Source organism: Bacillus sp. FSL R7-0672, assembly GCF_038601465.1.
Lineage (GTDB): Bacteria > Bacillota > Bacilli > Bacillales > Bacillaceae > Bacillus > Bacillus pumilus.
This window is the reverse complement of record NZ_CP152010.1, coordinates 1,254,472-1,266,227: the sequence shown is the minus strand read 5'-3', so window position 1 is coordinate 1,266,227 and position 11,756 is coordinate 1,254,472. Positions and strand designations below refer to the sequence as shown.

At 43.4% G+C, this 11,756-nt stretch carries 11 protein-coding genes; 1 reads left to right on the top strand and 10 read right to left on the bottom strand.

The genetic code is table 11. The annotated features are described in order from the left end of the window. Nucleotides 1-25 precede the first annotated feature (25 nt). From lpdA to ggt, 10 genes are all read right to left on the bottom strand, one after another. A complete protein-coding gene (gene lpdA / locus MKY18_RS06175; RefSeq protein ID WP_065097677.1) occupies nt 26-1,408 on the bottom strand; it encodes a dihydrolipoyl dehydrogenase in 1,383 nt (460 codons plus the stop codon). Between the two features lie 12 nt (nt 1,409-1,420). Then, nucleotides 1,421-2,743 carry a dihydrolipoamide acetyltransferase family protein gene (locus tag MKY18_RS06170; RefSeq protein WP_106067730.1) on the bottom strand — a complete coding sequence of 441 codons (1,323 nt, stop codon included), beginning with the start codon at nt 2,741-2,743 and terminating at the stop codon, nt 1,421-1,423. A 17-nt stretch (nt 2,744-2,760) separates the two neighbouring features. Further along, nucleotides 2,761-3,741, bottom strand: a complete 981-nt coding sequence (locus tag MKY18_RS06165; protein WP_034620051.1) for an alpha-ketoacid dehydrogenase subunit beta — start codon at nt 3,739-3,741, stop codon at nt 2,761-2,763. Between the two features lie 31 nt (nt 3,742-3,772). After that, complete coding sequence (locus MKY18_RS06160) at nt 3,773-4,756, bottom strand: thiamine pyrophosphate-dependent dehydrogenase E1 component subunit alpha (RefSeq protein ID WP_044138927.1); 984 nt, start codon at nt 4,754-4,756, stop codon at nt 3,773-3,775. A 182-nt stretch (nt 4,757-4,938) separates the two neighbouring features. Continuing rightward, nucleotides 4,939-5,970 carry an alcohol dehydrogenase catalytic domain-containing protein gene (locus tag MKY18_RS06155; RefSeq protein ID WP_185108907.1) on the bottom strand — a complete coding sequence of 344 codons (1,032 nt, stop codon included), beginning with the start codon at nt 5,968-5,970 and terminating at the stop codon, nt 4,939-4,941. Beyond that, the gene (locus tag MKY18_RS06150; protein ID WP_065097680.1) at nt 5,967-6,413 is read right to left on the bottom strand and encodes a hypothetical protein; all 447 of its coding nucleotides are present in this window, start codon (nt 6,411-6,413) and stop codon (nt 5,967-5,969) included. The genes MKY18_RS06155 and MKY18_RS06150 overlap by 4 nt, the downstream gene beginning before the upstream one ends. Nucleotides 6,414-6,474: 61 nt before the next feature. After that, nucleotides 6,475-6,753, bottom strand: a complete 279-nt coding sequence (locus tag MKY18_RS06145) for a PTS sugar transporter subunit IIB (protein ID WP_003212259.1) — start codon at nt 6,751-6,753, stop codon at nt 6,475-6,477. 19 nt (nt 6,754-6,772) lie between these two features. Next, nucleotides 6,773-8,146: a PTS transporter subunit IIC gene (locus MKY18_RS06140; protein ID WP_003210771.1), complete on the bottom strand. Its 1,374-nt coding sequence runs from the start codon at nt 8,144-8,146 to the stop codon at nt 6,773-6,775. A 54-nt stretch (nt 8,147-8,200) separates the two neighbouring features. Further along, entirely contained in the window at nt 8,201-8,668 is a 468-nt protein-coding gene (locus tag MKY18_RS06135) for a PTS sugar transporter subunit IIA (protein ID WP_113768790.1), read from the bottom strand. Nucleotides 8,669-9,312: 644 nt separating this feature from the next. After that, complete coding sequence (gene ggt / locus MKY18_RS06130) at nt 9,313-11,064, bottom strand: gamma-glutamyltransferase (protein WP_065097682.1); 1,752 nt, start codon at nt 11,062-11,064, stop codon at nt 9,313-9,315. Between the two features lie 226 nt (nt 11,065-11,290). On the opposite strand from ggt, the gene MKY18_RS06125 reads away from it, so the two are divergent. Continuing rightward, nucleotides 11,291-11,749 carry an ASCH domain-containing protein gene (locus tag MKY18_RS06125; RefSeq protein ID WP_065097683.1) on the top strand — a complete coding sequence of 153 codons (459 nt, stop codon included), beginning with the start codon at nt 11,291-11,293 and terminating at the stop codon, nt 11,747-11,749. The last annotated feature ends 7 nt before the right edge of the window (nt 11,750-11,756 follow it).

Sequence of the window (11,756 nt, the reverse complement as noted above, 5' to 3'; positions counted from 1 at the left end):
CTCCTCCCTATCCCTTGTTTGGCATTTATTTTCTCAGCTTACTCACGATCTCAAGAGCTGCTTCATAAAAACCTTCTGAGATGGTCGGATGCGGATGAATCATTTTCGCCATCTCTTCTGCTGTTCCTTCTAAATACATAAAGGAAGAAGCTTCTGAAATCATTTCTGTGACATGCGGACCAACCATCGTTGCACCGATCACTTCACCATATGCTGTATCGTACACCAATTTAATAAAGCCTGTTTGAACACCTGCCGCTAACGCTTTACCGCTTGCCGCTAAATCAAATCGTTCTGTTTGTACGCTGAGCCCTTTGGCTTTTGCCTCTTTCTCCGTAAGACCGACACTTGCTACCTCTGGTAATGTATAAATACATCTAGGCATAATATCAGCATTCATTTTTTCAGGCACGCCGCAAATATTGCTGACCGCAACAGCAGCCTCTGCCATCGCCGCATGAGCCAGCTGATAACCGCCGGCGACATCCCCAACTGCGTATACACCTTCAGCACTTGTCTGCATCTGATTATTCACCTTGATAAACGGGCCATCGAGCTGAAGATCAAGCTGGTTAACAGCTGATACATTCGGTTTTCTTCCAACGCAGACAAGTAGTCTTTCAGCTGTAAAGATGTGCGTCTCCCCTTTATCATCTGTTGCATGGACCGCTTTGACTCCTTCGCTTTCCGTCACCTCTGTCACAGTGGTTTTCTTCGCGATATGGATGCCCTTTTTCTTGAGTTCTCTTTCTAGCAGCTTAGATGCTTCTTCATCCTCTTGTGGAATTATGGACGGTGCCGCTTCAATAATGGTGACTTTTGATTGAAGACTTTGGAAGATACAAGCAAGCTCAAGACCAATGACACCTCCGCCAATAATGACGACAGAAGCAGGAATATCTGGGATATCAAAGATTGTATCACTTGTATCAAATGAAATATCTTTAAGCCCCGGTATTGGTGGAATGGCTGGTGTAGATCCAGTAGCAATGATTAATTCTTTCGTTTCAATCGATTCTGATCCATCTTGTTTTTCTATTTCAATCCGATGCTTTGTCACTGCTGTGCCTCTGCCGTTATATACATCAATCTTTCCTTGCTTTAATAAAAAGGCGATTCCACCTCTGAGCTTTTCAATGACGTCATCTTTGCGCTTTCTCATTTTATCGAAGGAAAGAATCATGTCACCTGTTTCGATTCCCCAGCTTTTCGCCTTCTCGATTGATTCAATGACTTCTGCATGTTTCAGCAGGGTCTTTGAAGGGATACAGCCTCGATTTAAACAAGTACCGCCTAGAAAATCCTCCTCAATCAAAGCAACCTTCCGTCCGCGCTCAGCCGCTTGAAGGGCGGCAGTATACCCGCCAGGCCCTCCGCCAATGACTGTCAGATCATACGTTTTCGTCATCCGATTCATCTCCTACATTAGCAATTCAAATGGTTGTTCAAGCACTTTTTTAAGGTCTGTTAAAAAGGCAGCCGCTGGTGCGCCATCTACCACTCGGTGATCAAACGATAAACTGACACCCATCATTGGCCGTACCTGAATTTCTCCATCTACTGCAACAGGTTTATCCTGAATCCGTCCTACACCTAAAATCGCCACTTCTGGCTGATTAATGATCGGGGTAAAGGTATCAATGGCATACATGCCTAAGTTACTAATCGTAAAAGTGGACCCTTTCAACTGGTCTGGAAGTAGTTTTTGATCGCGTGCGTTTCGGCCAATTTCTTTCGCTTCTTTTGTCAGTTGTTTTAATCCTTTTTGATTCGCATGAGAAATGACTGGTACCATCAAGCCGTCTTTCACTGCAACAGCGAGACCAATGTGTACATCTTCATGGAAATGGAGCTCATTTTGTTCAAATGTCATATTGATCTGCGGGTGGCGCGTGAGTACATGGCTGACCGCATGAATGATGATTTCTGTGAACGACAACCTGTAGCCTGTCTCTTTTTCAATCGCCGGAAGTAACTGCTGACGCACTTCTTTCGCTTTCGTCATATCAATTTCACTTGTTAATGTGACGTGCGGTGCTGTAAAGGCACTTTGTGACATGCGATCAGCAATCACTTTTCTCATGCCAGCTAATTTTTGTGTTTTCACAGGCGAAGCCTCTTTTGTTTGCGTTGCTGCTTGTACGTCACTCTTCATGATCTTACCGTGAGCGCCAGATCCAGAAACTGCTGCTAAATCGATTCCTTCACGAGCAGCGACTTTTTCTGCAAGCGGTGAGACGCGCTGGTCTTTCTCGCTAGAATGAACGACTGCCTCGACATCCCGCTTTTGGACTCTGCCTTTTGGCCCTGTGCCAGATACCTCTTGAATCGCCACATGATGATCCTTTGCCGTTTTTCTCGCTGCGGGCGTGGCACGTACTTTTTCATCAGATGTTTTTGGGGCTTCAGTAGAACTGGATGAAGACGAGTCTGGTGAAGACGATTCGCCGCTTTCTGAGGAATCTTCATCTGCCTGTGCTGGCGGCTCGCTTGGCACCTGTTCATTTGCCTCTCCGATATATCCAATAACAGCATTGACTGGAATTTGATCATCAGCTTCGTAGTATTTCTTTAGAAAAATGCCATCATCATAGGCTTCCACCTCGATGTTGATCTTGTCTGTCATAATTTCAAAAAGAGGCTCACCGACTTCAACCGAATCTCCTTCTTCTTTCAACCATTGAAGCAAGGTTCCGATCTCCATCGTACTGCTTAGCTTCGGCATAAATATCTCTTTTGGCATGATCTTCTCCCCTTTATTTAAGAGCGTACAAGCTCTTTTGCTGCTTCAATAATATCTGGCACTTGTGGAATGACCGCTTTTTCAAGCGTTGGGTTATAAGGTATTGGTACCGCAAGTCCGCCAAGACGTTTAATAGGAGCATCTAAGTAGTCAAACGCTTCACTTTCCGCTATCATACTTGCAATCTCTCCGCCATAGCCGCCTCGTTTGACCGCTTCATGAACCACGATACATTTACCTGTTTTCTTCACAGATTCGATAATGGTTTCTTCATCTAATGGGACGAGTGTTCTTGGATCAATGATTTCAACATCGATTCCCTCTGCTTCTAGTTCCTTCGCCGCTTCTAATGCTTTGTGTACCATAATCGCTGTTGCTACAATCGTGACGTCCTTCCCGCTTCTTTTCACATCAGCTTTCCCTAGAGGAATCGAATACGGTTCTTCAGGCACTTCACCGATTGTTTTATATAAAAGCTTATGCTCGTAGAAAATAACAGGGTTGTCATCATCCATTGCTGCTTTTAAAAGTCCTTTGGCATCATAAGCTGTTGAAGGCTGAACCACCTTTAGTCCCGGAATATGAGCCATCCACGCTTCTAAGCTTTGTGAATGCTGCGCTGCGGCACCCGTTCCTGATCCTGCTGGTGTTCTCACAACGAGTGGTACTTTTCCTTTTCCGCCAAACATGTATCGTGTTTTGGCTGCTTGGTTTACAAGCTGATCCATTGCGATTGTAATAAAGTCAGAGAATTGAAGCTCTAAAATCGGACGCATACCTGTCAAAGCCGCTCCGACTGCACCTCCTGCGATGGCAGCCTCAGAGATTGGTGTATTGCGTACGCGCTCTGGACCGAACTCTTCAATCATGCCGCGCGTGACCCCAAAAGCACCACCATATACGCCGATATCCTCACCTAAAATGAATACATCTTGGTTCTCTCTCATTTCCTGACTCATAGCCTCTCGAACGGCTTCTAAATATGAAATCTCTCTCACTGTTGTTTTTGTCACGTGATTCCCCTCCTAATTAGGCGTATACATCCTCTAATAGTGTATCGATTGACGGTTCTTTACTGTTTTTAGCGAATTCTACAGACGCTTCAATTTCCTGCTTCGCTTCTTCCTGTAAGACCGCTGCCTGCTCTTCTGTCAAAACATTTAGTTCAATCAAGAGAGACTTAAAGCGTTTGATTCCGTCTTTTTGTCTCCACTCTGTTTCTTCTTCACGTGTACGGTATTTTTTCGCATCACTCTTAGAGTGACCTTTCCAGCGATACGTTTTCATTTCAATAAGTGATGGACCTTCTCCAGCTCTTGCGCGGCTGACTGCTTCATCTACTGAGTTCATAATCTCGACCATGTCATTTCCATCAATCGATTTCCCTGGTATTCCGTAGCTTTCTGCTCTTGTTGAAATGTCTTCAATGTTGATCATTTCTTTTACAGGACCAGACATACCGTACTGGTTGTTTTCACAAATGAATACAACAGGTAGATCCCAAATGGATGCAAGATTTAGCGCTTCGTGAAAGCTACCTTCATTTGTCGCTCCATCTCCGAAGAAACAAAGAACGACAAAGCCTTCCTGTTTCATTTTAGATGTGAGCGCTGCACCTGTTGCCAATGGGATACCGCCGCCAACGATTCCATTTGCGCCAAGGTTTCCTTTTTCTAAATCAGCGATATGCATCGAGCCGCCTTTTCCTTTGCAATAGCCAGTCTCACGTCCGAATAGTTCTGCCATCATCTTATTGACCTCTGCACCTTTTGCAATACAGTGACCATGTCCACGGTGCGTGCTGATGATCTTATCTTCGTCCTTTAATACGGCAATTGATCCAACAGCTGACGCTTCCTGTCCGACACATAAATGAGTGGTTCCATGGATAAGTCCTTTGGCAAAGAATTGATCGACCTTTTCATCAAAATATCTCACTAACCACATTTGTTTATATAAATCTGCTAATCTCTCATGACTAATCTGTTCAGGCAAAGTGATTTGTTTTTGCATTTCTTCTCTCCCCTTTACATTTGTTCTTATGTGTTACATTTGTAATTATCATACGTTTAAGTGTCATTGAAGTCAAGCATTTCTCTTTCATTTTTAAGCGTTTTCATCTTTTATCAGAAAAAAAGAGAAAGGCAAAGCCCTTTTCTAAAGAACTTCTCTTTCTCTTCCAATCTAGTGCGCCCTCATTCATCTGGATACATCATGATTTTGACACTCTCACCTTCAGGATGCCTTGCGCATTCTATCGCCTGAAGGAGCTGACTTAACGGATAACGATGCGTCACCATCTTTTCTGTGTTGACCACTTTTGCTCTTAGAAGTTCAAGGGCTTCGAGGTAGTGATAAGGATGTGAGGAATAGGCTCCAACTACTTTCACTTCATCATGGAAAAACCGATCAGCCGGAATGGAGACGTCTCCCTTTGGAAAATGAGCAAACACTAAAATCGTTCCGCCTCTCGCTACTGCTTGAAACGCTTCTTTTAAAAGCGCACTACTCCCAACAGAAATAATGACGAGGTCTGCTCCCTTTCCATTTGTTTCTCTCATGACCCGGTCTTCCACCGGCTCAGAGGCAGGATGAAAAGCGACGTCTGCACCTAAATTTCTCGCTTGCAGCAGCCGGTTCTCATTCACATCCGTTATCATCACTTTCCCAGCCAAGTAGTATTTGGCAAGCTGTAGTTGAATGCAGCCAATTTGCCCCGCTCCAAGGATCAGTACAGAATCTCCTGGATGAACAGGTGCTCGTTCAAACCCGTGCAGGCAGCAGGCGACTGGCTCCACCATCGCCCCTTGCTCATATGAGACGTCATTCGGCAGCTTGCCCATTGTGTGCTTGACATGCAATGCAGGTACGCGGATATACTCTGAAAACCCGCCTGGCTCTACATTAGTGGCTGCAAACTGCGGACACATTGTATAAAATCCTTTTTGACAAAAGTCACAGGTGAAGCAAGGTACATGGTGCGCAACATAAACCCTGTCTCCCGTTTTTATATTTGTTACATGCTTTCCAGTTTCAACAACATCTCCAGCGATTTCGTGCCCTAGTACCATTCCTGGAGGTACCGTCTCATGTGTTGCTTTGTAAATATCTGTGCCGCATAAGCCGCAGGCACGCATTCTTAATAGCACTTCATCATCACCAATCGCAGGCCGGTTCCGCTCCTCATACCGAATGTCCTCTGAAGAATAAAAGACAGCTGATTTCATGTAGCTGCATCCTCCTTTGCATCACCTTTCGCAAAACCTTGCAACGTTTGCACAAGCTGCTTGTACTCACTCATCTCACTGGATATCCAGTAACGTCCTCCGAATATGCGAGATGGACCCACCCTGACATAAACTTTTCCGATATGAGGGTATGGCTTGATAAAAAGCTTTCCTTTAATATCAGAGACCGCATATGTGTGCCATCTGCCAAACGCTCCGATTTTGAGTTTATCTTCACTAATAATGACGTTTGTCGGCTGGTTCAGTCCAGTGATGCTAGAAAGCATGAGAATAGGCAGCGTATAAACGCCTAACACAGCTAACGGTTCAGGTCCTGCTGACATTAACGTATAAAGAGACCAAAGGAAAAACAGACAGATGAGTACGGCTGGAAGAAAAATAGACAACACTGCAGACGTTCGGCTATAAGCATGATGCTGCATGAGACGTCCTCCTTTCAGATACATAAAAGGAGCCGGGAAAGCTCCTCCATGGAATGATTGTTTACTTAATATGATCGATGATTTTTTCAATATCATCTTCAATGCCAAATCCGGTTAAAAAGGATAATGTTTGAATCACAGGCGTTCCTTTCGTATCACTCACTGGTGTTGTCGTTACGATTAAATCGGCGCCCTCCGCTTTTTGCGGGACTTCAGATGCCTTGCACTGTTCAACCACGACATCATATCCTTTTTCCTTTAACGTCTCTTCGACCTTTTTGGCAACAACCGTTGATGTTGCAACCGCTGTTCCGCATGAAACCAATATTTTCTTTGCCATAAGAATCCCTCCAGCTCTTTTATTGATCTTTCTGATCTAAGCCCATTTCTTTCGCATACTGCTTTCTAATATCATTTCGCACCCAGTACCATAGAAGCGCATAAGCCAGAGCACAGATGATGGCTGCAATAAAGTACGGGTTGCTCGGATCAAGAAGTCTCACCATGATCCAAGGAATGACGTGGGAACCAAGGTCAATACCTGAAATCATATTGGCTCCTTCTGGGAAGTCAAACCCGACTGCTTTCCCCATTGTTGTCGCAAGCGGTGCGAGATTCGTCGCGATAAAGAAGACAATCATTAATGTAAAAATACTGTTAATAAGACCGCGAATAATGTTTCCACGAGCGGCTGCTACTGCCCATACAACTGTAAATGGTAGAACTGATAAGTCAGCAAACGGCAGCATGCCATTGTAAGGCAGAACGACTGCAAGTAGAATCGTAATCGGCACCATAAGAAGGGCTACCGCCATATTCGCCGGATGACCAATCACAATCGCTGTATCTAAACCAATATAGACATTTTTCCCAGGGAAGCGCTTTTGAATATAAGAACGAGCGCCCTCAGAGATTGGAATAAGACCTTCCATTAATAACGCAACCATTCTTGGCATTAGCACAAGAACTGCTGCCATTTGAATACCAAGTGTCATGACGCCTTTCGCATCATAGCCGCCTAAAAGACCAATAATGATACCAAGTATGAGACCCATCACAAGCGGTTCGCCAAAAATACCAAAACGTTTCTTCAATGTTTCTGGATCAGCATGAATTTTGTTTAAGCCAGGGATCTTGTCAATGATACGGTTGGACGCATACATAAGCGGTGCGAAGTTGACCGTTTCAGCATGAGCCATCGATACGCCTTTCAATCCAAAATGGTGTTCGATTGTAGGTGCCGTCCAATCAGCTAATTTAAGCGTGATAGCAGAGACGATCAAACCAACAGCAAGTGCCAAGAACATATTATGATAAGCGTAGTAAGTCACAGAGGCTGCGAAAATCAAATGCCAGAAGTTCCAAATATCCACATTCAGCGTTTTCGTAAAGTTAACGGACAATAAGATGACATTTAACAAAAGCACAAGAGGAATCATCAAAGGGGCAACGGGTGTACCAAAGGATATAGCAGCTCCAATCGGCCAACCAACATCCAAAATATCGAGCTTTAGCCCAAGGGAATTAACCATGGCTTTTGCTGCTGGCCCAAGGCCGCTCACAAGCAAATTAATAACAAGGTTGACACCGACAAAACCAATTCCGATCGTAATACCGGCTCGGAAGGATTTCTTAAAGCCTTGCCTTAAAATCATACCGAAAAGCGTCATAATAATCGGGAGCATAATAGTTGGTCCAAGGTCTAATATAAAATCGACAGCTTGCTTGATCATACATCCACCTCCTGAATTTTTCGAATAAAGCGCTTACAATCTTTTTGTGAAAGGCTATTGGTTTAATTCTTTCTGAAGCACAGCAACCGCTTCTTCATACGACGTCATATCAGACAACCTCGTCATCACCTCTTCTTTTCTAAAAAGTGTCATGAGCTTCTCTAACATCACAAGCTGCTTACTAGGTTCAGAGATTGCTAGGACGAACACAATTTTGGCTAGCACAGTTTCATCAGGGCTCCCCATCTTGTGAAAGATAACAGGTTCCTTTAAAGTGGCTACACTAATCGCCGGTTTGTTCACATGCTCAGGATCTGTATGTGGAATTGCTACCCCAAAGGTCGCAAGTGGAAGGCCCGTAGGATATGTTTTTTCTCTTTCAAGCACCGCTGGTAAAAAGCTCGACTTAATATATCCTCCCGCTTCTAATCGCTCTGCTAAATATGTGGTCACCTCCTCTCTCGAAGATGCATCGTACTGTAGCTTGATCAGCTGTTCATCTAACTCAAACAAGTTGTTCAAACAACCACTCCTTTCATTTGGTATAAATATGAACACATGTAACAAAAAGAAAGAACATTTTGGAATAGAACCTTTTATAAAGCGCTTACAAATATACGTTCTGAAAAATGTTCAATGTTGTTACCTTTGTAAAGATATTATAATATTCTAAATTATAAGTCAATGTTCCTAGGAAAAATTTTATAAAAAAAGATGCAGTCTTTTCTGCATCTCAGATTGTTGACAAAGGGCTAAAATGATCTTTATTTTAGCCCTTTGTCTTCTTTTCAGTGTGACCTGAAAACCTTTGAAGTCTAGGAAGGACGGCTACTTTTGCGGAGCGAATTTGCAATTCGTGAGCACCAGCACGCAGGACTGACACCGAATGCGAGGGTTTGTCTATACGCTGAGATGCGGTCTTTTCTGCATCTTTCATCAACTCTGCTCTACTTCTTATTAAATGTGACTTCCTCTCTCTAATTACTCTGTACTTGCTCTTTGATGTCAGCAACAAATTTGTCATTAATCATTGAGAAATACATTACAGTCCTGTACTTCATAAATGGCGAAGCGTCTTCCGCTCTTTGATCAGCTGTGTTTCTTTTATTTTAAATAAAAAAAGAAACGCCATCCTTAAGAGGCGCTTCTTTTCCCGGGAAATGTTCTTATTGGGCAGATAGCTTTAAATTGACGCCAACGGCAGTTCCGTTTCTCGAGGAGTCAGCCACTCCAGTAAAGGTTCCTGCTTTTCGATCAATGAGTAGTGCTTGGACATTTCCTATATCAATAGGCGAATTGCCGAAACGATGTCCCATGTCATTAAGCTTTGTTCTCACATCGAGAGGGACACCTACTTCATAACGATAAGAAGTTGGGCTGTTTGTATAAATTCTTGGTTCTTCAACTGCATCCTGAAGCTCCATCTCATATTCAAGCAAATTCAAAATGGTTTGTGAAACAGAAGCAATGATGGTCGTTCCCCCCGGTGAACCTACTGTCATGACAGGCTCATTATCTTTAAAAATGATGGTCGGTGTCATACTGGACAATGGTCGTTTATTCGGCTGAACTTCATTTGCTCCGCCTGGCCTTGCATCAAAATCTGTTAGTTCATTGTTTAAGAAAAAGCCATATTCCGGGACGAGAATCCCTGTACCAAATAACTGTTCAATGGTTGTCGTGAATGACACAACATTTCCCCACTGATCGGCAACAGTAAAATGTGTGGTCTCACCAATGGTTTTATCTTCAGGCTGCGGAACAATAGGGGATGGATTTTTTTCATCCTCATACGCCCATGGATCTCCTTCTTTCGGGTTACGATTCATTTGATCTAATTGAATAAGAGAGGCTCTTTCTGAAATGTAATCATCGTCTAATAGTCCGTTTAGTGGAACATCTACGAATTCGGGGTCGCCGGCATATGCAGCACGGTCAGCATAGGAGAGATGCATTGTTTCAGCAAGTAGTTGATATTTTTCGAATGATTTGGGGTCATATTGAGATAGGTTAAAGTGATCAAGTATTTTGAGCATTTGCAGCATAAACACCCCGCCTGAGCTTGGTGGAGGCATACTTGCAAGCTGGTATCCTTTATAGTCTCCCCAGATAGGCTTGTCAGTCTTGACCTCATAACGACCAATGTCATTAGTTGTCATTGTTCCGCCAAAATCTTGGACTGTATTTGCAAGTGCCTTTGCTACTTTTCCTTCATAAAATGCTTTGCTTCCTTTTTTCGCAATGAGCTTAAATGTTTTTGCAAGACCTGGCTGAACTAGGAGGTCCCCTTCTTTGAGCGGCTGATCATCTGGAAGAAAGATTGGCGCTGCGGCCGTTTTTTTCAATTTTCCTTGATGGTCATCAATGGCTTTTGCCAGAACAGAATCGATTTCAAATCCATCCTCTGCAAGCTGAATGGAAGGCTTAATTAATTCCTTCATCGAGCGGGTTCCCCACTTATCTAATGCCGCCTCAAGACCTTTTACAGTCCCTGGAACACCAACAGCATTACCGTGTGTAGATCGCTCATCGAACGGGATGACTTTTCCCTCATCTGTTAAAAACATGTCTGGTGTTGCGCCTTGTGGTGCTCTTTCTCGACTATTGATGATGGATGTTTCTTTTGTCTTCCCATCATAAACCATCATAAATCCTCCGCCACCAATTCCAGACATCATTGGCTCTGTCACATTCAGTGCGTACTGGATGGCAACAGCAGCGTCAACAGCGTTTCCACCTTTCTTTAATACATCTGCACCCACTTCTGATGCGAGTGGATGGGCAGTAGCCACCATGCCATCCTTCCCAACAGCTACTTTATTCCCATGAGTTTCGTTTGCAGTGACCTGACTGACAGGCAGGAAAAACGAGAAAACCAACAGACATATGGACAAAATAGTTAGAGAAATGCGTTTCATACACAACACCCCTTCCATATTCTTACTTTGACCATACCGACTTCTTGACCAGAATACAATAGATTATTCTAAAATTTCTAAATTTTTCATTCTATCATCCTATATTCATCAAATATAAAGCGGATTTTCAAAACATATGACATACTTACTAAGTAGGGATAAAGACATGTCCTTTCATGTTTTTGATTTCGCGGTATAATAAACGCATCACGAAGGGGGAAGGATGATGAATCAGAAGAGCACCTTATTTTGGGAAACATATTGGAAAGAAAAATCAGAAAGTGCACCAATTGACGCATCTGTTTCCGCTTGGGCATTTGGAGCAGACCCAGATCATTTACTTGACCTTGTTCTGAAAGGGAAAAAAACAGCGACTTGTTCTGGACATCTTTTTTACGAAAAGGAACAGGAGCCGCTTCCTAAGGCAGGACAATATGCGGTCATTTTGGACAGCCATGACGAACCAAAAGCCATCATAGAAATCACGCATGTAGATGTCATGCCAATGAATGAGGTTCCAGAATCATTTGCCCAAGCAGAAGGTGAAGGCGATCTTTCATATAACTATTGGTACAGAGCCCATCAAGCATTTTTCACAGAAGCACTCAAACCGTACGGATTAGAATTTAAAGAAGACATGCTCCTAGTTTGCGAGCGATTTAAACTAGTTTATTCAGCTACTTAAGCTTTAA

Coding starts and splice junctions, on each gene's coding strand:
- MKY18_RS06125 (WP_065097683.1), top strand. CDS start 11,291: ATGAATCAGAAGAGCACCTTATTTTGGGAAACATATTGGAAAGAAAAA.
- lpdA (WP_065097677.1), bottom strand. CDS start 1,408: ATGACGAAAACGTATGATCTGACAGTCATTGGCGGAGGGCCTGGCGGG.
- MKY18_RS06160 (WP_044138927.1), bottom strand. CDS start 4,756: ATGCAAAAACAAATCACTTTGCCTGAACAGATTAGTCATGAGAGATTA.
- ggt (WP_065097682.1), bottom strand. CDS start 11,064: ATGAAACGCATTTCTCTAACTATTTTGTCCATATGTCTGTTGGTTTTC.
- MKY18_RS06150 (WP_065097680.1), bottom strand. CDS start 6,413: ATGCAGCATCATGCTTATAGCCGAACGTCTGCAGTGTTGTCTATTTTT.
- MKY18_RS06145 (WP_003212259.1), bottom strand. CDS start 6,753: ATGGCAAAGAAAATATTGGTTTCATGCGGAACAGCGGTTGCAACATCA.
- MKY18_RS06170 (WP_106067730.1), bottom strand. CDS start 2,743: ATGCCAAAAGAGATATTTATGCCGAAGCTAAGCAGTACGATGGAGATC.
- MKY18_RS06140 (WP_003210771.1), bottom strand. CDS start 8,146: ATGATCAAGCAAGCTGTCGATTTTATATTAGACCTTGGACCAACTATT.
- MKY18_RS06155 (WP_185108907.1), bottom strand. CDS start 5,970: ATGAAATCAGCTGTCTTTTATTCTTCAGAGGACATTCGGTATGAGGAG.